This is a genomic window from Spongiibacter sp. C9W (genome assembly GCF_057370015.1).
On record NZ_CM170672.1, the window covers coordinates 2213327 to 2235142 of the forward strand.

At 54.0% G+C, this 21816-nt stretch carries 18 protein-coding genes; 14 read left to right on the forward strand and 4 right to left on the reverse strand.

Annotated features, from left to right (window positions below; all coding sequences use genetic code 11):
- The first annotated feature begins 9 nt into the window (after positions 1 to 9).
- Complete coding sequence (locus tag AC2Q8J_RS10585; RefSeq protein WP_204994917.1) at positions 10 to 735, forward strand: lysophospholipid acyltransferase family protein; 726 nt, start codon at positions 10 to 12, stop codon at positions 733 to 735.
- A 65-nt stretch (positions 736 to 800) separates the two neighbouring features.
- Here AC2Q8J_RS10585 and gyrB read toward each other — a convergent pair whose 3' ends face one another.
- The 4 genes from gyrB to dnaA all read right to left on the reverse strand — a co-directional run bounded on the left by gyrB (position 801) and on the right by dnaA (position 7228).
- Positions 801 to 3221: a DNA topoisomerase (ATP-hydrolyzing) subunit B gene (gyrB, locus tag AC2Q8J_RS10590; protein ID WP_486451238.1), complete on the reverse strand. Its 2421-nt coding sequence runs from the start codon at positions 3219 to 3221 to the stop codon at positions 801 to 803.
- 82 nt (positions 3222 to 3303) lie between these two features.
- Positions 3304 to 4443: a DNA replication/repair protein RecF gene (gene recF, locus AC2Q8J_RS10595; RefSeq protein ID WP_486451239.1), complete on the reverse strand. Its 1140-nt coding sequence runs from the start codon at positions 4441 to 4443 to the stop codon at positions 3304 to 3306.
- Positions 4444 to 4550: 107 nt separating this feature from the next.
- Positions 4551 to 5663 (reverse strand): DNA polymerase III subunit beta, encoded by a 1113-nt coding sequence (gene dnaN, locus AC2Q8J_RS10600; protein WP_286695320.1) that lies wholly within the window; start codon positions 5661 to 5663, stop codon positions 4551 to 4553.
- A 92-nt stretch (positions 5664 to 5755) separates the two neighbouring features.
- Positions 5756 to 7228 (reverse strand): chromosomal replication initiator protein DnaA, encoded by a 1473-nt coding sequence (gene dnaA / locus AC2Q8J_RS10605; protein ID WP_486451240.1) that lies wholly within the window; start codon positions 7226 to 7228, stop codon positions 5756 to 5758.
- Between the two features lie 505 nt (positions 7229 to 7733).
- Here dnaA and rpmH point away from each other — a divergent pair.
- The 13 genes from rpmH (at position 7734) to AC2Q8J_RS10670 (ending at position 21804) form a co-directional block, all read left to right on the forward strand.
- Entirely contained in the window at positions 7734 to 7868 is a 135-nt protein-coding gene (rpmH, locus tag AC2Q8J_RS10610) for a 50S ribosomal protein L34 (protein ID WP_084497939.1), read from the forward strand.
- 31 nt (positions 7869 to 7899) lie between these two features.
- Entirely contained in the window at positions 7900 to 8277 is a 378-nt protein-coding gene (gene rnpA, locus AC2Q8J_RS10615; protein WP_027873444.1) for a ribonuclease P protein component, read from the forward strand.
- A gap of 3 nt (positions 8278 to 8280) precedes the next feature.
- Positions 8281 to 8541, forward strand: a complete 261-nt coding sequence (gene yidD, locus AC2Q8J_RS10620) for a membrane protein insertion efficiency factor YidD (RefSeq protein ID WP_027873445.1) — start codon at positions 8281 to 8283, stop codon at positions 8539 to 8541.
- Positions 8538 to 10226 carry a membrane protein insertase YidC gene (gene yidC, locus AC2Q8J_RS10625; RefSeq protein ID WP_286695322.1) on the forward strand — a complete coding sequence of 563 codons (1689 nt, stop codon included), beginning with the start codon at positions 8538 to 8540 and terminating at the stop codon, positions 10224 to 10226. Before yidD ends, yidC begins: the two co-directional genes overlap by 4 nt.
- A 3-nt stretch (positions 10227 to 10229) precedes the next feature.
- Positions 10230 to 11585 (forward strand): tRNA uridine-5-carboxymethylaminomethyl(34) synthesis GTPase MnmE, encoded by a 1356-nt coding sequence (gene mnmE, locus AC2Q8J_RS10630; protein WP_486451241.1) that lies wholly within the window; start codon positions 10230 to 10232, stop codon positions 11583 to 11585.
- Between the two features lie 112 nt (positions 11586 to 11697).
- Complete coding sequence (locus AC2Q8J_RS10635) at positions 11698 to 13665, forward strand: TonB-dependent receptor plug domain-containing protein (protein ID WP_486451242.1); 1968 nt, start codon at positions 11698 to 11700, stop codon at positions 13663 to 13665.
- A gap of 35 nt (positions 13666 to 13700) precedes the next feature.
- Positions 13701 to 14585: a type 1 periplasmic-binding domain-containing protein gene (locus AC2Q8J_RS10640; protein ID WP_288363438.1), complete on the forward strand. Its 885-nt coding sequence runs from the start codon at positions 13701 to 13703 to the stop codon at positions 14583 to 14585.
- Positions 14586 to 16448 carry an ATP-binding protein gene (locus AC2Q8J_RS10645; protein ID WP_486451243.1) on the forward strand — a complete coding sequence of 621 codons (1863 nt, stop codon included), beginning with the start codon at positions 14586 to 14588 and terminating at the stop codon, positions 16446 to 16448.
- Positions 16449 to 16864: 416 nt separating this feature from the next.
- Positions 16865 to 18754, forward strand: a complete 1890-nt coding sequence (gene mnmG, locus AC2Q8J_RS10650) for a tRNA uridine-5-carboxymethylaminomethyl(34) synthesis enzyme MnmG (protein ID WP_286695327.1) — start codon at positions 16865 to 16867, stop codon at positions 18752 to 18754.
- 1 nt (position 18755) lies between these two features.
- Positions 18756 to 19412, forward strand: a complete 657-nt coding sequence (rsmG, locus tag AC2Q8J_RS10655; protein ID WP_036255790.1) for a 16S rRNA (guanine(527)-N(7))-methyltransferase RsmG — start codon at positions 18756 to 18758, stop codon at positions 19410 to 19412.
- A 10-nt stretch (positions 19413 to 19422) separates the two neighbouring features.
- A complete protein-coding gene (locus AC2Q8J_RS10660; RefSeq protein WP_486451244.1) occupies positions 19423 to 20247 on the forward strand; it encodes a ParA family protein in 825 nt (274 codons plus the stop codon).
- Entirely contained in the window at positions 20240 to 21160 is a 921-nt protein-coding gene (locus tag AC2Q8J_RS10665) for a ParB/RepB/Spo0J family partition protein (RefSeq protein WP_486451245.1), read from the forward strand. Before AC2Q8J_RS10660 ends, AC2Q8J_RS10665 begins: the two co-directional genes overlap by 8 nt.
- A gap of 233 nt (positions 21161 to 21393) precedes the next feature.
- A complete protein-coding gene (locus AC2Q8J_RS10670) occupies positions 21394 to 21804 on the forward strand; it encodes an ATP synthase subunit I (RefSeq protein WP_204994932.1) in 411 nt (136 codons plus the stop codon).
- Positions 21805 to 21816 lie beyond the last annotated feature (12 nt).

Here is a 21816-nt window from a genome sequence, read left to right on the forward strand (position 1 = left end):
GGAGCAGGGATGACGTTACCGTACAAAGTGTGGCTCGGGCTGCGCTCAGGGCTGTTTTTTGTAAGCTATGCGCTGATTACGCTGTTTTTTAGCGTTACAGGTATTGTGTTCACGTGGTTCCTACCCTTCCATGTTCGCGGCCGCTACTTTGTCATCGGCAATGCGCTGATCATTTTCAGTCTGCGGCTATTTTGTGGTGTACGCACGCGCGTCGTCGGCGAATTGCCTGCGCAGCAGCCCTATGTCGCCCTGGCAAAACACCAAAGCCAGTGGGAAACCTTTTATTTGCAGTGGTTTCTTTTTCCCGTTACCACCGTGGTTAAAAAGGAGCTGTTGTCCGTGCCGTTCTTCGGCTGGGCGCTGCGCATGATGAATGCGATCGGCATCGATCGCAGCAACCCCCGGGCGGCCATGCGCCAAACCATGGAGCAGGGCACCCGACACCTAGCGAATAACTGCAACCTGCTTATCTTCCCAGAGGGAACCCGTGTCCCCCACGGCGTGCGCGGTAAATACGCCAGGGGAGGGGCAGGCATTGCCGTCAAAGCCGGCGTACCCATTTTACCCATCGCTCACAACGCCGGAAGGCTGTGGCCACCCAAGAGCCTGCTTATTCGGCCAGGCACCGTCACGCTGTGGATAGGGGAGCTGATTGACACTCGCGACGGTGACCCAAAGGCCCTGGCCGAACAGGCCGCAGAATGGATCGAGCAACACTGCGATAAAATGCCTTAGCCAGAATCAACACAAAAAAAAGCCCGCGAATCGATGCGACTCGCGGGCTTTTTTAGAGCCTGGGATCAGACATCCAAGTTAGCCACTTTCAGGGCATTGCTTTCAATGAAATCGCGGCGAGGCTCGACTTGATCACCCATCAAGCAGGTAAAGATCTGGTCGGCGGCAATCGCGTCTTCAATAGTGACCCGCAGCATGCGTCGGGCATCTGGATCCATGGTGGTTTCCCACAGCTGATCTGGGTTCATTTCACCCAGCCCTTTATAGCGCTGCACGTTGATGCCGCGCTCTGCCTGGGCCATTAGCCAGTTCATCACCTCGTCGAAGCTTTCCACCTCTTGGGTGCGCTCACCGCGTTTGATATAGGCGCCGCCTTCGAGCAGCCCCTGCAGGCTTTCACCGAGTTCTGCAATGCTTTGATAATCTGAAGACTTGAAGAAATCGCGACCAAAGCGATAGTGGGTACTTACTCCGTGAGAGGTTATTTCCACTTCAGGGACAAAGATATTCAGTTCATTGTCTTCCACCACTCGCACATCGTAGCGGTGTTGCGGATCGCGGGCTTCTAGCTCTACGGTGACCTCAGCCAGTGCGGTGCACCATTTATCCATCACGGCCCGGTCGCCGAGTTGATCGGCCTTAACGGTGGGTAGGTGAACAACTTCACGCAACAATCGCGCAGGATAAATACGCGACAGCCGCTGGGTGATATCTTCAACTTTCCTGAAGTTGGTCACCAACTTTTCCAGGCCTGCACCAGTGATCGGGGCCGCGTCCGGGTTTACGTATAACGCTGCACCATCTAGCGCGTTCTGGGTTAAGTAGCTGGCCAGTGCAGCCTCATCTTTCAGATACTGATGCTGCTTACCGCGCCCAATTTTGTACAGGGGCGGTTGGGCAATATAGACATAACCGTTTTCAATCAGCTCCGGCATTTGACGGAAGAAGAAGGTCAGCAGAAGGGTACGAATGTGCGAGCCGTCTACGTCGGCGTCGGTCATGATGATGATGTGGTGATAACGCAGCTTTTCTAAGTTGAATTCCTCTTTGCCAATGCCGCAGCCAAGGGCCGTAACAATGGTGCCAACTTCAGCAGAGGAGAGCATCTTGTCGAAGCGCGCCTTCTCAACATTCAATATTTTACCTTTGAGGGGCAGAATAGCCTGAGTGCGACGGTCGCGGCCCTGCTTAGCCGATCCACCCGCCGAGTCACCCTCCACCAAGTACAATTCAGAAAGACCGGGGTCTTTTTCCTGGCAGTCTGCAAGCTTGCCTGGCAGGCCTGCAATATCCAGCGCGCCTTTGCGGCGGGTCATTTCCCTTGCTTTACGAGCAGCTTCACGGGCACGGGCCGCATCCAGCATTTTCTGGACAATCTGCTTGGCTTCGTTGGGGCTCTCCAGTAGGAAGTCACCAAACTTGGCCGTCATTGCTTGCTCGACAACCGTTTTCACTTCGCTGGAAACCAGCTTGTCTTTGGTCTGTGAGGAGAATTTGGGGTCGGGAACTTTAACTGAAATAACGGCGGTGAGACCCTCTCTCGCATCATCGCCTGTAGTGGAGACCTTAGCCTTCTTCGCCAGGCCTTCACTTTCAATGTAGCTATTCAGGTTGCGCGTCAGACCGGCCCGAAAACCCGCCAAATGGGTGCCGCCGTCGCGCTGAGGAATATTGTTGGTGTAACAGAATATATTTTCCTGGAAGCCGTCATTCCACTGAAGGGCGACCTCAACACCTATGCCATCTGCTTCGGTAGTGAAGTGGAAAACATCGTTAACAGCGCTTTTATTGTTGTTGAGATACTCAACAAAGGCGCTAAGACCACCTTCGTAACAGAAAACTTCTTTTTCACCACTGCGCTCATCGATCAGCTCGATGTTGATACCGGAGTTCAGGAATGCCAGTTCACGAATACGCTTCGCTAGATAATCGAAGTGGAACTCAATATTGCTGAAGGTTTCTTTACTGGGCTTAAAACGGACTTCCGTTCCGCTGCGTTCAGTATCACCAATAATCGCCAGAGGCGCGTCGGGCACACCGTGGCGATAGACTTGCTCGTGAACTTTACCGCCCCGACGAATGGTGAGGCGCAACTCTTCAGAGAGGGCATTTACCACGGATACACCAACACCGTGGAGACCACCAGAAACCTTGTAAGTATTGTCGTCAAATTTCCCGCCCGCGTGCAGGACGGTCATGATAACTTCAGCCGCCGATACACCCTCATCATGGATCTCGGTGGGAATACCGCGCCCATCGTCACAGACGGTAACGGACTCATCGGGGTGAATAATAATTTGTATCTTGCTGCAGTGGCCTGCCAGAGCCTCATCAATCGAGTTATCGACGATTTCGAACACCATATGGTGAAGGCCTGAACCATCATCGGTGTCGCCGATGTACATGCCGGGACGCTTACGCACGGCGTCGAGGCCTTTTAGCACCTTGATACTGGAGGAATCGTAATTTTTGTTTTCTTCTGTCATTCTTTGAACCTCTACACACAAGAGCCTTGCCCAGCAGCAAGTCCTTTTTATTTACCTGTCGCCCACACGCCATTGGCTGGAATCAGGCGTTGGTAAAATGTTCCACGTGAAACCTTCTTATCTCTTTTGCGTCACCCAGCCAAGCGTCATCAAGATCTGATGCTTCTATGGATGTCGCGAAAACCTGCATATCCATGCTCGCGATCACACCAAACAGGGCAGCGCGGCGCTCTCTATCCAACTCTGCGGGTAAGTCATCGACTAACAACAGCACATCTAGGTTTTGCCGTCGCATCAACCCGCATTGTGCTAATTTCAGCGCACATACCAGCGTTTTAATCTGCCCGCGCGACAATACCTCGGCCGCATTAGTACCACCGTAACTAAAGCGAATATCGGCGCGGTGCGGACCTACTCGCGTAAACCCTTGCCGCAGATCTTGCTCTCTGGATTCATTTAAGAGCCTACGCAAATCCTCTGCGCCCAAACGACCCTCGTCGTCATCCCAGCCACTGATAAAGCGCATAGTAAAACGCGAGGCATCCAGAAGGTGGCTTGCGTCCTGCCCAGACCCACCCTGAAGCTCGTTAAGCAGACTTACAAACGCTTCCTCTAGCTCCGCAAACTGAGCGCGGCGCATAGCGGTGATTTTCGCCCCTGTCAGCGCAATTTCCTCCTCCCAGGGGGAGAGCATTGCATCCGATAGTTTACCACGTCTGAGCAGTGTATTTCGCTGCTTTACCGCTTTTCTATATCTTGACCACTCCTCGTAAAAACCAAGATGTTTCACGTGGAACACTGACCAATCGAGAAACTGCCGGCGCACAGTTGGTGAACCTTCAAACAATTGAAAGCTATCGGGGTTGACCAACTGCACGGGAAGCAAGCCCGCTAAATCCGAAAAGGACCTGAGTCGTTCGCCGGCATACTTAACCAGCAGCGACTTATCCCGCCCGCGCTGGATGCCAAGCATCCGACTATCGTCAAAGGCACCGTCAACCAACTCTCCCCTTACCAATAGAGAAGGGGAGTCAAAATTCACCACACTATTAATTTTTCGTGAACGAAATGACCGGGTGAGGGAAAGCATATGTATCGCCTCAAGCACCGAGGTCTTACCACTACCATTCACACCATGGATGAAATTAAAGGTAGAGAGATCACTCAACACACAGCGCCGCAAATTACGAAAATTGGAAATATGTAATTCACTTAACCGCATCGGGCGTCACAAACTCCGCAAACAGGAGGGAAGAGGAAGAATACAAAAACGGCCACCATCGCTGGCGGCCGCTATCAAAATCGCAAACATCAGTAATTGCCGACAGCTTACAAGCGCATTGGCATAACAACGTATTGGCTATCGCTGCTCTCAGACTCTTCAACCAAGGCTGAGCTGTTGGCGTCCGACAGCGAGAACTTCACGGTCTCGCCATTGATTGCCGACATCACATCCAGCAAATAGCTCACGTTAAAACCAATTTCCAAGCTATCGCCCTCGTAATCCACCGCTACGATTTCTTCCGCTTCTTCTTGCTCGGGGTTGTTAGCCACTATCTGCAAGTTGCCACTGCTGAGTAACAGGCGAATGCCGCGGTATTTTTCGTTAGACAAAATTGCAGTACGTGCGAAGGCTTGCTTAAGCTCGGCGCGGCTACCTAATACCGTCTTGGTGCTGCCACGGGGCAGTACACGCTCGTAGTCGGGGAATTTTCCGTCTATCAACTTAGACGTGAATGTGAAATCACGGGTGACCACGCGGATGTGGTTGCTACCCACAAAAAGCTCCGCATCGTCGTTTTCATTAATAAGCAGACGACCCAGCTCGATAACCCCTTTACGTGGCAGGATCACCTGAGCGCTGTTAGACACATTGATGTCGCCATTGAAGCTGGCCATCGCCAGCCGGTGACCATCTGTCGCAACCACTCGCAACAAACCTGGGTTCACCTCAAACAGCATCCCGTTCAGATAGTAGCGAACATCCTGCTGCGCCATGGCAAAGCTGGTGCGATCGATCAAGCGCTTTAAATCACCTTGCTTCAGGCTGAAACGCTGACCGCCGTGACCCTGCTCAACACTGGGAAAATCACTGGCGGGAAGGGTGGACAGCTGGAAGCGGCTGCGTCCCGATTTAATAATGAGCTTCTGCTCGTCCTGGCTGACATCGATCACCGAGCCCTCGGGCAGGGCCTTACAAATATCCACCAACTTCTTGGCGGGTACCGTGATTTCTCCCGGCTCGCTTGCCTGGCCCTCTTCCGCCAAATCCACACGACCGATCAACTCCACCTCGAGATCCGTACCCGTCAGCGAAAGTTGCTGACCATCCAGCACTAACTGAACATTCGCCAAAATAGGCAGTGTTTGGCGGCGTTCAACAACACCGGCAACAAGGTTCAGGGGCTTGATCAAAGCGTCCCTAGAAATAGAAAATTTCATTCGTTGTCTTCCCGTTGGTTTTTGCTGGTCGCAGGGCCGCTTTCCCAGGCCATAACAAACTACACTTTATTATAAAAACTGACCTAAAAACATTAGGTTGTCAGAAGTCTTATCAAATTCTTATAGTCTTCCCTGATATCGGCATCAGCGTCGCGCAATTCTTTTATTTTACGGCAGGCATGCAACACGGTCGTATGATCCCGACCACCAAAACCCTCGCCGATTTCGGGCAAACTGTGGTTGGTTAACTCTTTGGAAAGCGCCATCGCTAACTGCCGCGGACGCGCCACCGAACGACTGCGACGCTTGGACATTAAATCGGCAATTTTAATCTTGTAATACTCTGCAACGGTGCGTTGGATATTATCCAAACTCACTTGCTTATCCTGCAGCGCCAGCAAGTCTTTTAGCGATTCTTTAATAAGCGGAATATCGATGGGCTTGGCCATAAACCGTGAACTCGCGATAACCCGCTTCAACACACCCTCAAGCTCGCGGACATTCGAGCGAACACGCTGAGCAATAAAAAACGCCGCATCAGAGGGCAGGGGGATATTCTCTTGCTCTGCCTTTTTCAGCAAAATAGCTACCCGCGTTTCCAACTCTGGCGGCTCTACCGCAACGGTAAGCCCCCAACCAAAACGCGACTTCAACCGTTCTTCCAGCCCCTTAATTTCTTTGGGGTAGCGGTCACAGGTAAGGATCATCTGCTGACCGCCTTCCAGCAAGGCGTTAAAGGTGTGGAAGAACTCCTCCTGGGAACGCTCTTTTCCTGAGAAAAACTGAATATCGTCAATTAACAGCGCATCCACCGAGCGGTAATAGCGCTTAAATTCATTGATCGCATTGAGCTGCAAGGCTTTAACCATATCGGCAACAAAGCGCTCAGAGTGAAGATATACCACGCGAGCATTGGGGTTTTGTTGCACCAGGGAGTTACCCACCGCGTGCATAAGATGCGTTTTACCCAAGCCAACCCCACCATATAAAAATAGCGGGTTATACGCGCGCCCCGGGTTCTCAGCGACCTGGCTTGCTGCCGCGCGGGCAAGCTGGTTGGACTTACCCTCTACAAACGTTTCGAAGGTATAGCCCTCCATCAAAGAGCTTTGATGGCGAATACCGCCTTCAACTTCCACTTGCCGCTGGGGGGTGGTAGCGGGTGCTGCCGCAGTGGAGGACTGGATAATTGCCGGAGCAGGTACCGGGGCAACGCCCTCATCCCCCGCGGGTGCACTTTCTGTGGCAGCAGGGCTTTGACTCAGGTCCTCACCATAACTGGCAGGAGGAGTAGGGCGTTGGCGCGCCATTGCCGATTGCTGGCGATCGGCAATGGCCAGCTCAACATTGAAGCCTTGGCCGCCGGCGAACTCTGCAACCAGCTCTTCAATCCGAGCAAAAAACCGATCGTTGACCCAATCTTTAACAAAGCGATTAGGCGCCAGCAGGCGCAACCAACCTTCTCCAGCCTCTAAACGCAGCGGCCGAATCCAGGTATTGAACTGCTGCGCGGGCAACTCCTCTTGAAGAACCGCTAAGCACCGCTGCCATATGGCGTCAGACAAAATAACACTCCCAAAACCAAAAATACCCGCCCAGCGAACGCCAGCCTTACAACCACAACAAAGGCGCCGCGTAAACGAGGTAAAACCCAGCTAAACCTATAAACAGGCCGGACATTCTACGCCTTCAACCCAAACTTATCCACACCTACGCGACTTTATCAACAATCGCGAGTCGTTAAAAAATACCTAAATTTCAATGATATATAACAATAAACAATAAGACTCTATGGATAAAACAGAACAACATGTGGATAACCCCGGGATCAAGATGTGAATAACTTGTCAATAGGGTGTTATCATCGAAAACATCTAGCGAAGACCCTCAACCAGCCGGAAATTCCGATAACGAAGCCGGTGAGAGGCTTGGCAAATAAACCCCTTACAGGCATTGCTATTAGCGGTGCTGTCCACTAAAATTCGCGATCCGATTTTTCGTGCTCCAGCCACTTATTCCGGCAGGAGACAAAGAACTCGTCGTATAACGACACTGTGAACGGACAAGATCATGAAAAGAACTTTTCAACCAAGCAACCTGAAACGCGCCCGCACTCACGGTTTCCGTGCTCGCATGGCAACCAAGAACGGCCGCAAAGTATTGAACCGTCGTCGCGCTAAAGGCCGTGCTGTTCTGTCTGCATAATTAAGCGCTAGATTAAGGTACCGGTATTGCAGTGGAATTCGGCTTTGATAAATCACTGCGTCTACTCAATGCCGGCGACTACCAGGCTGTATTCGACCAATCTCGTCTGAAGGTCTCTACCGCCGAGTTATTATTTCTAGCGAATGCCAACGGCCTCGACCATCCCCGGCTTGGCCTTGTTGTTGCCAAGAAGAACGTACGCTTAGCCGCACAGCGAAATCGCCTGAAACGCATCGTTCGAGAGAGTTTCAGAATGCAGCAGTCGCGATTGCCGGGTATCGATGTTATCGTGCTGGCTCGAAAGGGCGTCGACAAGCTCGACAATCCCACTTTGCATAGAACCTGCAAACAGTTGTGGCGACAGTTAGAAAAGCGCGCCGAGAAGCAACTGCGCAAGCAAGAGGGTTAAACCTTGCAGCGCCTACTTATTGCCTGCATCAAGTTTTACCGCCTGTGCATCAGTCCGCTGATGGCACCACATTGCCGTTTCTATCCCAGCTGTTCCCATTACGCTATCGACGCGATCCGCGAGCACGGTGCCCTGCGTGGCAGCTGGCTTGCCCTGCGCCGCATCGGTCGCTGCCACCCGTTAAATCCCGGCGGCTACGACCCCGTTCCACCCTGCCATCACTGCCAAAACGAAAACAACTCAATCAAGGCTATTAAGCAATGATCGATATTCAGCGCTACCTACTTATCGCCGCCATCGCCGCGCTCTCATTTATGCTGCTGGTTGAATGGAAAAACTTTGATGGCGGCAACACTGCTCCGCTGGCCGCGGCCGCTGCACTGGCTGAGCAACCGGCCAACGCCGACGTTTCTCTACCCACCAACGACGCTGGCAGTGACGATTTACCCACCGCCGACAATGTCGACAACAGCGTTGAAGACTTCGCCGATAAGGGCGTAGACAGCCGCTACATCCATATTCGTAACGATGTTCTGGACCTGAAAATCGATCTACAGGGCGGCGACATTGTCTATGCCGCAACCTTGGAGCACCGCGACAGCATCGAGGAAGAAGAAGCCTTCGTACTGCTGGAAAACAACCAGCGTCGCAGCTATGTGGCCCAGAGTGGCTTAATCGGTAAAAACGCCACCGACACGGCGCAGGGCCGACCCATGTTTAGCGCCAACCTTGAGAGCTTCTCCTTGGAAGAAGGTCAGGACAGTGTTTCCGCGAATCTGCGCTATCAATACAGCGACGACATTCTTATCACCAAACGCTACACCCTGCAGCGTGGCGATTATCTGGTAAAACTCGACTACCTTGTTGAAAACCGCTCTAGTGAAGCGTTTAGTGCCTCACTGTTTGGCCAGCTGAAGCGCGACAACAGTGTCGACCCCGGTGTCAGCGACGACGGCCTGTTCGCCATGAAACCCTTTATGGGTGTCGCCTATTCCAGTAGCGAAGACCCCTACAACAAATTGGCCTTCCACAAGCTGAAAGAAAAACCACTCAACGAGCAAATGGAAGGTGGCTGGGTCGCCATAATCCAACACTACTTCCTTAGCGCCTGGGTGCCCGACCAATCTGCCAACAACAGTTTTAAAACCGTTGTTACACGCCAGGGCTTAAATATTGTTCGCTTCACCTCGCCGTCGCAAACGGTTGCTGCCGGTGAGCAGGGCACCTTGAGCGCGGCGATTTATATCGGTCCTAAAGACCAATACCGTTTAGAGGAAATCTCTCCTGGTCTGGAACTCACCGTCGATTACGGCTGGCTGTGGTGGATAGCGCAACCCTTGTTCTGGCTGCTGACCAAACTCTACAGTGTCTTTGGCAACTGGGGTTGGGCGATTATCGGCGTTACCGTGTTGGTAAAAGCCGCCTTCTTCCAGCTCAATGCCAAGGCCTTCACCTCCATGGCGAATATGCGCAAGGTTCAGCCTAAACTAATGGAGCTGCGCGAGCGCTACGCCGACGACCGTCAAAAACAGTCCCAGGCGATGATGGAGCTGTACAAGAAAGAAAAAATCAACCCTGTCGGCGGCTGCCTGCCCATGCTGGTGCAAATGCCGGTATTCATCGCCCTCTACTGGGTGCTGATGGAAAGTGTTGAGCTGCGCCACGCACCCTTTATGCTGTGGATTAATGATCTGTCAGCAATGGACCCTTATTTTGTCTTGCCGCTGATTATGGGTGCGTCGATGTTCATTCAGCAGAAGCTGAACCCGCCACCGGCAGATCCTATGCAGGCGAAAATCATGCAGTGGATGCCCATCGTCTTCACCTTCTTCTTCCTGTTCTTCCCCGCGGGCTTGGTACTGTACTGGGTGGTCAACAACACCCTGTCGATTATTCAGCAGTACATTATTACCAAGCGCATCGAAAAAGCTGGCTTGCCGTCTCGTTAAGCGATGAGCCAGCAAGACACCATCGCCGCCATTGCCACGCCGCCCGGCAAAGGCGGCGTTGGTATCATCCGCATTTCGGGCAGTAAAAGCCTGGCCATTGCCGCTGCGCTGATGGATCGCAGCCCGCAACCTCGGCGTGCCCACTTCGCCCATTTTCGCGAGATTATCGACAACGAAACGGATGTTATCGACCAGGGGCTGGCGTTGTTTTTCCCCGGCCCCAACTCCTTTACCGGCGAAGATGTTCTGGAACTGCAGGGTCACGGCGGCCCGGTAATTATGGACCGCCTGCTCAAGGCCTGCCTGCGTGCCGGTGCTCGCATGGCGCGGCCTGGCGAGTTCTCCGAGCGCGCGTTTCTGAACAACAAAATCGATCTCGCCCAAGCTGAAGCCATCGCCGACTTGATCGATAGCGCCTCAGAGCAGGCCGCTCGCCAGGCGATGCGTTCACTAGACGGCGCCTTTAGTCGCGAGATCGACCAACTGGTCGAAGCGGTCACCGTATTGCGGATCTATGTCGAAGCGGCGATAGACTTTCCGGAAGAAGAAATCGACTTCATTAGCGACAGCCGAGTCGCCGAAGACTTGAGCGCCATCAAACAGCAGCTTCAACACGTCAGCAACGCCGCCCAGCAAGGCAGTTTGCTTCGCGACGGTATGACCGTTGTTATTGCTGGGAAACCCAATGCGGGTAAATCCAGCTTGCTGAACGCCCTGGCCGGGCGAGAGTCTGCCATCGTTACTGACATTGCCGGCACCACGCGGGACATACTGCGCGAAAACATTCTGATTGACGGCATGCCGCTGCACATTATTGATACCGCCGGTCTGCGTGACAGCGATGACCCGGTGGAACAAGAGGGCATTCGTCGAGCCTGGCAGGAAATTGACAAAGCGGACCGCGTCCTACTGATCGTCGATAGCCACCAACAGCGCCACGCCGATATACCCGATACCTTCGCCGAGCACGCCAATGCCGGCAAACTCAGCCTGATATTCAATAAATGTGATTTGAGTGGCGAAACGGTGCGCGAGGACACGCAAGGCGAGCTGCCCACGCTCTACCTCAGTGCCAAGGCAGAGCAGGGCATCGACCTGCTGCGCAACCACCTCAAACGCTGCGTTGGTTTTGAAGACGGCGACAGCCCGTTTATTGCCCGGCGGCGGCATATTGAAGCACTGAATACTGCCCGCGAGCACCTCCTGCAAGGCGAACACCAGCTCCACCACTACAATGCCGGCGAACTGCTCGCCGAAGAGCTCCGCCTCGCCCAGCAAAGCCTGTCAGAAATCACCGGTGCCTTCACATCCGACGATCTGTTAGGCCGCATCTTTTCCAGTTTTTGTATCGGAAAATAGCTATCCCTATTATCACTTCATGCGCAGTACAATTTGCGACATAGTTGTGAGACCCCAGCTACACTTATCGTAAGTTACTACCGTTAAAATTTTCCACCACAAGGACGTCTCTATGGCTGACGCTACCCGCCACTCTCTATTATTACTACTGGTCGCTAGCAGCGCCGCCACCATGCCCAGCCATGCCCAGTTGTGGGATAACGAGGCACTTCCCGTTGTGCTTACACCTGCCCGCCTGAAACAAAGCCGCAGCGAGGTTCCCGCCAGTGTCAGTGTGATCGACCGTCAAATGATCATCGCATCGGGAATACGCCGTATCCCCGAATTATTCCGGCTGATACCCGGCACATCAGTTGGTGCACGCGACGGCTGGAACCACGTGGTCAGCTACCACGGCACAAATTATCGCGACTCGCGGCGCATGCAGGTGCTGGTAGATGGACGCAGCATCTACCAAGCGGGCCTGGCAACGGTAAACTGGAACGATATTCCCCTGGCAATTGAAGACATCGAACGTATCGAAGTCGTCCGGGGCCCCTCCACGGCAAGTTACGGCGCCAATGCGTTTTTGGGCGTCATCAATATTATTACCCGTCACCCCGACGATGCCGACAAACTCTACCTACAAGCCCGCAAAGGTGATAATCAGGTCGAGGACTACCTGCTCAGCCACGCCGGTAGCTTCGAGGGCGGTAAGTACCGATTGAGCCTACAAAGCCGTCGCGATGATGGTTTTGAAGTCAACCGCGACGGTGAAGGCCGCCGCGACAGCGATAATAGCGACACACTCAACCTGCGCTATGAAAAGGCCCTCAACCAGGCCAATATCAGCTTGGCGATGGGCTACAAACAGGGGTGGATAAGCGACGACTTTGCCGATATCGATATCACCGCTCCCGATACTCGTCACCGCAACCATTTTTTTTCCGCCAAAATGAGTTGGGACTTAAGCAAAGACCACCATCAACACTTGCGCATTGACTACTCCGGCCAAAAGCAGCAAAAAGAATGGCAGGCGGTACTGCCGCCGGCGTTTATTGGTCAGCCCACCCATCCCTCACCACTGGTGCGCGTTGATGCCAACGAAAACAGCCGACAAACTCGCCAGGACATTGAGTTTCAGGACACCATGGTGTGGTCAGCAGACTTAAAAACAGTGGCTGGCATTCACATCAAGCACAACCGCGTTAGCTCCGAGACCTACTACAATGGTAACCGCCGTAGCGACAGCACCCAGCTGTTTGCCAATGCCGAATACCGAATCAGCGACCGTGTTACGGGCAATGTTGGTGCCTCGTGGGAACGAGACAGCAACGACAACAAAGACCATCTCTCGCCCAGGGTTTCACTGCACTACCACCTGAACAATCACCACAGTTTTCGCGCCGTCTACTCCGAAGCGGTGCGCAGTCCCGACTTATTGGAAACCACGGCCGATTGGACCTATCGCGCTAAAAACATCACCCCCACGCACAATGGCCAAACCACCGGCGAGTACGTTGTTAAAGCTACGGGGAACCCAGATTTGCGCGCGGAGAAAATTTCCTCTCGCGAAATTGGCTACTACGCCAACTTTCAGCACATCGGCTTACAGTGGGATATAAAACTGTTCCGCGACCACCTAAGCAACCTTGTATCAGACTCAACCGCACTGGATAAATTCTCCCCCGAGAACAGCAACCGCCTGCGCCAACAAGGCATAGAAACCGAGCTGGATTATCGCCCATCGCCCAACTGGCTTTTCCACGCCAGCTACGCCTATATTAATTCCGACACCACAACCCAAAATGAAGAGAGCTTCACCCCCAGCAATAATTTCAGCGCGCTGCTCAGTTATAAATTTTTAAGTAATACTCAACTTTCACTCAGCCGCTACTACAGTCAAAACACACGTCGCCGGGGGAAAAATACCTTTTCACGATCAGATTTACGGCTGGCTCACACCCTGAATCTGCGCGGCACCGAAGTGCAGTTAGCCTACGTGGCACGATATCAGCATGACGATAACAGCGAACTGTTATCGGATAACTTTTACCGTGAAGAACTGCGACAGCTATTCACACTGAGCCTGCGCTACTAAGGCCTGTGACCTGGCAACCATCGAGGAAGGAATCCTTGAAAAAACTGCTTAAAGGACTTCAATACGCGCTCTTACTGCTCCTGGCAGTGGCAGCGTATGGCAGTGATAAACCCCCTATAAAAGTCGACCTAGTGCTCCCTGTGGATAACGTTTCCCTGCGGCAACTTGCCAGTGAAATTGCCAGCCCGAGCGACTACCAATTACAGGTCTACATCAACGAACTCCCAGACCCAACGCAGGCCGGAGATGTGCTGTTGCTTGTCTCCGACGGCCTGCTGCCAATGATCAACAGCGCTCACTACCCGGCCAAACTGGCGCTGTATGCAAACAGTGTGCGCTTTAGCCACTATCACGCCGAGAATGCCAGCGCCGTTTACTCAGACCAACCTATCGCACGACAAATAAAGTTGATTGACGCAATACTCAAGGGCAAACCGGCGCGCATTGCCATGGCCTGGGAAAGCCCCAGTTACCATCAACAACTCCAGCAGCTCACCGACCAATATCCTCAGTACCAATTTAATAGTGAGCAAATACCAGCCGACGGATCCGCCTCGCAGCGCAAGCTAAACCGCTTAATCCAGCGCAGCGATGTGCTGCTGGCAACACCCGAGCAAAATCTCTACAACGCCGCCACCATCCGCGGCGTACTGCTGGCAACCTATCGCCACCAGAACTTTCTTATTGGCCCCAACGCCGGTTTTGTCAGCGCCGGTGCACTGGCGTCTGTCGTATCAAAGCCCAGCGACTACGCCGCTGAAGCAAAGGCAATGATCAACCATTACCGCGATCACGGCCGTCTGCCCATGGCGCGCTATCCACAGCGCTACAGTGTCACCATCAACCGCAACGTCGCCGATTCTCTGGGCCTGGTTATCGACGATGAACAAAGCCTACTCAACACCTTGAGGGGGCAGTAAATGCGCGCGCGAAGAAGCCTCTTTCAACAGATTTTAATTGCCAGCCTGGCTCCGATGCTGGTGTTGTTTATTGCCCTGTTTTCCTACTCACTTGCCGCACGACTCAGCGACGCTCAACGCTATCAGATCGATCTGGGTGAACGCATTGCAGAAAACGTCGCGGCCTTGATTGAGCTGCCGCTGATTAGCGGTAACGACCAACAACTCAATGACATTCTCAAGTCGGCGCTGCAGGGCGATATCATCGCCTTACGCGTCTATCGCTTTGGCGATAGCAAACCCATTAGCGTCAGCCGAAACACCGCTAACGGGCCCGGCAACACCATCAGTATCCTGCTGGAGCAGCGCAGCATCGCGCTAACTGACCCCATCACCGGTGAACAGCTGCCGCCCATCAACAATATTCTTGGGCGACTGGAGCTGGATATCTCCAATGCCGGGCTCAACGCATTGCAGCGCAGCATAATCGCCGTGTCCATCAGTATTGCATTGCTGGCAATTCTTCTTGGCGCCGCCTTTGCCCTTCGCGTCAGCCGCCGTTTGTCGCAACCGCTCAGCGAAATCCAGCACGTCACGCAAGAGATCGCCAGCGGCAAGCACGGCAGCCGTATCCAGCATTTAGAGCGTGGCGAACTCGGCGAACTGCAGCGCCATATCAACGACATGGCCGACGCCATCGAAGCCCAGCAGCGCGAACTCAGCGACTATGTCGAAGAGCTAAAACTCGCCAAAGGCAAAGCGGAAGAGGCCAGCATGGCCAAGAGCCTGTTCCTGGCCACCATGACCCACGAACTCAGAACGCCGATGAATGGCGCACTGGGCATGCTGCAACTGCTAGCCAAGAGCGAACTGAATGAATCCCAACGCCACTACCTGGATATTGCCAAAAGCTCCAGCGAGCATTTACTCCACATCGTAAACGATATCCTCGACTACTCGCGCATCGAAAAAGGCGATATGGAGCTCGAAGAGCGCTTCTTCCCACCCCAGTCTCTGCTGGGTGAAATCCTTCAACCCATGCAGCTGGATGCGCAAAGTAAAGGCATCGTTTTCAATACTCAGATCGACCCCGTTCTGCGCCGTATCGAAATACGTGGCGATGAAACCCGACTGCGACAAATCGTTATCAACCTCGCGGCCAATGCGGTCAAATTCACCCATCAGGGCAAGGTCGATGTCAGTCTGGAGCAACAGCCTGTCGATGCAGAAACCCTGCAATTAACACTGCGCGTTAGCGACACCGGCATCGGTATTACCCCAGAACAACAAGCCCACATATTTGAGAGCTTCCACCAGGCCGATAACTCCACGGTTCGCCGCTATGGTGGCTCGGGGCTGGGTCTGGCCATCGTCAAGCGACTGAGCGAGCTGATGAAGGCCGACATCCAGCTGAGCAGCCAGCCCGGTGAGGGCTCCAGTTTCACCGTGGTGTGGCGTACGCGCTATCGCAAGCTGGCTGCACAAGCGCAGGAAAACACAGTGGATGACGAGCAGTGTTTCTCTGGGCTCACCGCAATGGTGGTTGAAGATAACCCCGTCAATCAGCTGTTGGTCGCTCGCAGCCTCGAAGGTTGGGGGGCAGACGTCATTACGGCTAACAATGGCGCCGAAGCGATTAGTCAATTGGAGCAACACCACGCCGATGTGATCTTAATGGATCTGCAAATGCCGATAATGGACGGTTTTGAAGCGACGCTGCAGCTCCGCAGGCGCTTGCACCAACACATCCCTGTGATCGCCCTAACGGCTAACACTGATCCAGAAACCCAACGTCGCTGCTTAAATGCAGGTATGAACGCCTTCCTCTCCAAACCGGTTTCGCTAGAGCAATTGCGCAATAGCATTGCTGAACAGCTGCCCTAAGCCCATTTTTCTACTATTTATCCCAAGGATAAGATCGGGATAGCCGCGTCTGAGCCTGTGAAAAACCCGTCGATAAGGCGGCACTTACTCACAAGCCGCCAACGCGCGCCGATTTATCCACATTTCATCCCCAAACGGCTCACACCAAGATGACAGGATATCTGTGGATAAAAACGGTAGTTATACATCAAGAAAAATATTTAAATACAATGACTTAGATAACTTACTCACAGAAAAGCGGTTCCTTAACATCAGTATCAAGAATAAAAAAACATAAAACTATCAACATATATATTCATAAAATCTTATTCTTTAAACACAAAAAAAGAATTGATTAAAAATTCACCAATTCATTGCAGCGCATCCAGAACCCCGTATAATTTCGCCCCCAGTAAAATTACTCATTCAGGTGTTTTGTGGACTATCCGCAGCGATTCGATGTCATTGTTATCGGTGGTGGCCATGCCGGTACTGAAGCCGCCTTGGCCGCTGCCCGTATGGGTAGCCAAACCCTTTTGCTTACCCACAACATCGAGACGCTGGGGCAAATGTCCTGCAATCCCGCCATTGGTGGCATTGGTAAGAGCCACCTTGTCAAAGAAGTGGATGCACTCGGCGGCGCAATGGGCCTTGCAACAGATCGCGGTGGCATCCAATTTCGAGTGCTTAACGCCCGTAAAGGGCCCGCGGTGCGGGCAACCCGCGCACAAGCTGACCGCGTGCTCTACAAAGCCGCCGTGCGAGAAATACTGGAAAACCAAGCAAACCTCGCCATTTTTCAGCAGGCCGTAGACGACCTGATCGTCGAAGGCGACTGTGTTCGCGGCGTCGTGACAAATATCGGCCTGAAATTCTATGCCAGCAGCGTTGTCCTGACGGCGGGCACCTTCCTCGGCGGAAAAATCCACATCGGTCTGGATAACCACAGCGGTGGTCGCGCCGGAGACCAACCCTCCATTGCACTTGCACACCGCCTTCGCGAACTGCCTTTCCGGGTAGATCGCCTTAAAACCGGCACGCCGCCACGCATTGACGCAAAAACCGTCAACTTTGCTGGCCTGGAGCAACAGTGGGGCGATGAACCCCGTCCGGTAATGTCGTACCTGGGTGACCGAAGCATGCACCCCGAGCAAGTCTGCTGCTGGATTACCCACACCAACGAGCACAGCCATGAGATTATTCGCAGTGGTTTAGACCGCTCGCCCATGTACACCGGCGTAATCGAGGGAATCGGCCCCCGCTACTGCCCGTCGATCGAAGACAAAGTCCATCGCTTTGCCGATAAAAACTCTCACCAGGTGTTCATTGAGCCCGAGGGCCTGAAAACACACGAGCTTTACCCCAATGGCATTTCCACCAGCCTGCCGTTTGATATTCAGTTGGCGCTGGTTCGCTCGATCAAGGGCTTTGAAAACGCCAATATGACGCGCCCCGGCTACGCCATTGAGTACGACTTCTTCGAGCCGCGAGACCTGAAGAACTCGCTGGAAACCAAATTCATTGCCGGTTTGTTTTTTGCGGGTCAGATCAACGGCACCACCGGTTACGAAGAAGCCGCTGCCCAGGGCTTGTTGGCCGGTGCCAACGCCGCCTTGCTGGCGCAGGGCAAAGAGTCGTGGTGTCCGCGACGCGACGAAGCCTACATCGGTGTGTTGGTTGACGACCTGATTACCATGGGCACCAAAGAGCCCTACCGCATGTTTACCTCGCGAGCGGAATATCGCCTGCTGCTGCGCGAAGACAACGCCGACCAACGGCTCACCGAAAAGGGCCGTGAACTGGGCTTGGTCGACGATGCGCGCTGGGCCGCGTTCTGCGAAAAGCGCGAAGCCATTGAGCGCCAGCGCCAGCGTATGGCCAGCACGTGGATTCAACCGAATACCCCGCAAGCCGAGCAATTGGCGGCCAAGTTCAGCAAACCGATCAGTCACGAATACAACCTGCTCGACCTGCTAAAACGCCCGGAACTTGGCTATGCCGATTTGGCGGACATGGTGCAAGATGGCGAAGCAGTGGTGGACGATGTCGCCGAGCAGATTGAAATTGGCGTGAAATACGCGGGCTACATCGAGCGCCAGAAAGACGAAATCGAGCGCCTACGTCGCCATGAAGAAACGCCGTTGCCACTGGACTTTGACTACAGCGTGATCGAAGGCCTGAGCAACGAGATCAAACAAAAACTGGGTGACGCGCGACCGCAAACCCTCGCCCAAGCCTCGCGGATTCCCGGCGTGACCCCGGCCGCGGTATCGTTGTTACTGATTACGCTGAAAAAGCGCGGTCTGCTGGAAAGGAAGTCCGCCTGAGGTGAATGACGAACGCCAATTTCTAACGCGGGGTGTCCAAAAACTCGGGCTCTCGCTTACCGACGCCAATATCGACGCACTGCTCAACTACCTCGCCTTGCTGGTGAAGTGGAACCGCGCCTACAACCTCACGGCGGTGCGCGACCCCATGCAAATGGTCAGCCGCCACTTGCTGGATAGCCTGAGTGTTGCCAGCCTGGTCGATGGCCAGCGCATTCTCGATGTGGGTACCGGCCCCGGGCTGCCGGGCATTCCGCTGGCAATACTGTTCCCCGAGCGCCAGTTTGAACTGCTCGACAGCAACGGCAAGAAAACGCGGTTTTTGATCGAGGCCAAATTACAACTCGGCCTCGACAATGTGCAGGTGCACTGTTGCCGCGTAGAATCCCTGCGCGATGAACAGGGATTTGATGGCATTACCTCGCGGGCATTTGCCTCGCTGGCCGACATGGCTGGCGGTTGTGAGCACTTACTCGCCCCGCAGGGAAAACTCTATGCCATGAAGGGGCAATACCCAGAGCAAGAGTTGAGTCAGTTGCCAAAACACTTTATCGTCGAAGCCTGTCATACTCTTTCCGTTCCCGGTGTCGACGAGGCCCGCCACTTGATGGTGATCGCCTCCCAGCACAGCGGTGAACATTCTGCGAGCGATCAATAGGGACCGGGCCGTGGCCACCATATTCGCGATCACCAACCAGAAAGGCGGCGTGGGGAAAACCACCACCAGTGTTAACCTGGCTGCGTCTCTGGCGGCGACAAAACGCCGCGTGCTGCTTATCGACCTCGACCCGCAAGGCAATGCCACCATGGGTTGCGGGGTGGATAAAAACGCGGCGGAGCACACGGTGTACGACGTATTGGTCGCCCAGCGCGCCATTGCAGATACCCGCACTGTGGCGCCTGAAAGCGGCTTTGATGTACTGCCCGCCAACCAGGATCTCACCGCGGCAGAGGTTGAGCTGATCAATGAGATCGGTCGCGAATTCCGCTTGCGTGAAGCGCTTGGCGATATCGCTGACGACTACGACTACGTGCTGATCGACTGCCCGCCGTCGCTCAATATGCTTACCGTTAACGCACTGGCGGCTGCCGATGGCGTGATCATTCCCATGCAGTGTGAATACTATGCCCTGGAGGGCTTGAGTGCGCTGCTCAATACCATCAGCCGCGTGACTCAGCTGATAAACCCGCAGCTGCGGATTGAGGGAATACTTCGCACCATGTTCGACGGCCGTAACAGCCTGACCAATCAGGTCACCGACGAACTGCGCCACCACTTTGGCGATAAACTCTATAGCACTGTCATCCCGCGCAATGTGCGCCTGGCCGAGGCGCCCAGCCACGGCCTGCCGGTACTGTACTACGACAAACAATCCAAAGGGGCTCTGGCCTACCTGGCCTTGGCCGGGGAAATTTTGCGTCGCGCAACATCCACTGAAGCGCCTGCCAAAGGCGGCCAGAACGAAAAACAGGTTGAACACATTAATGGCTAAGAAACGAGGTTTAGGACGAGGCCTAGACGCCCTGCTGGGCGCCTCCGCAGAACCGGTAGCGATCGCCGATACCGCGACAAGTGTGGAGCAAGCCAGCGAGACAACCTCAGCGGCAGTGAGCGACGCCGCCGTGGATGGCGAATTGAAAAACCTGCCCATCGAATACCTGCAACGCGGTAAATACCAACCGCGCCGCGAAATGCCCGCCGAAGGCCTGGAAGAACTGGCCGAGTCCATTCGCTCCCAGGGCATTATGCAGCCGATTGTTGTGCGCCCCATCGCCGACAATCGCTATGAAATTATCGCCGGTGAGCGCCGTTGGCGCGCCAGCCAATTGGCCGGTTTAGAATCCGTACCCGCGCTGATTCGCGACGTGCCCGACGAAGCCGCGGCGGCGATGGCACTGATCGAAAACCTGCAGCGTGAAGACCTCAACCCCATGGAAGAGGCCTTGGCACTGGTTCGCCTGCAACAAGAATTTGAACTCACCCACGCCGAAATTGCCGGTTTAGTGGGCAAATCGCGCACCACCATCACCAACCTGCTGCGCCTCACCGGGCTGCGCGACGACGTGCAAACCCTGCTGGAAAATGGCGATATTGAAATGGGCCACGGTCGCGCCCTGCTGGGCCTGCCCGCCGAGCAACAGAGCAGCGCCGCTGCTACCGTTGTCAGCCGCGGTTTATCGGTGCGCCAGACCGAAGCCCTGGTGCGACGCTTGGTTGACGAGGCCAAAAGCCCCGCCAAATCCAGCCCGCGCATCGACCCCGACATCAAACAATTACAAGACAGTCTGTCCGAAAAACTCGGCTCCCCTGTGCAAATTCAGCACGGCGCCAAAGGCCGCGGAAAACTCACCATAAAATACAGCAGCCTGGACGAATTGGACGGAATTCTCAGCCATATGAAATAGCTTATTTGGTGGCAACAATGTAGCGGTGCTACCCCATCTGGTAGCCAGGTAAAATAACCCCGCGAATTGTGCTGCTAAATTCCTGATATTGTTAACGAATTGCGAATTGTGCTTATTGCAGACTTTGGTCGCATAAATGGTAAATCGGTTGATCCTTAGCCAATGACCACCTATAATTCGCCCCGCTTTTTGGACAAGCGAAAAATGCGTTGCAGCGGCAGGTAAACAGGGCAATGACAGCAACACAGCGGCAGCAGAAAACTGCGCTAGCCACCGTCAAACCCCCACTGCTAAAAATTTATGGCCTGCAATGCATCGTGCTGCTTGTCGCAAGCGGGTTTACATATTCAATTAACGGGGTGGTAGCAAAATCCCTGTTAATCGGTGGGCTGATTTCCGTTTTACCCAATGCCTATTTTGCGCGCCAGGTTTTTAAGTACGCCGGCGCGGCATACGCGCGCGAGGTAAATCAATCATTCTACCGGGCAGAAGCGGGCAAATTTATTGCGACGGTTGGGCTGTTTGCCGCCACGTTCGCAATGGTCAGACCCCTCTCTGCCGTCGCCGTATTTTCGGCATACCTGGTGGGTATGCTTTTAAACACCTTGCTGGTGGCCGTGTTGAGAAACCCCGGCGCAAGGTAAAAAACAGTTTCT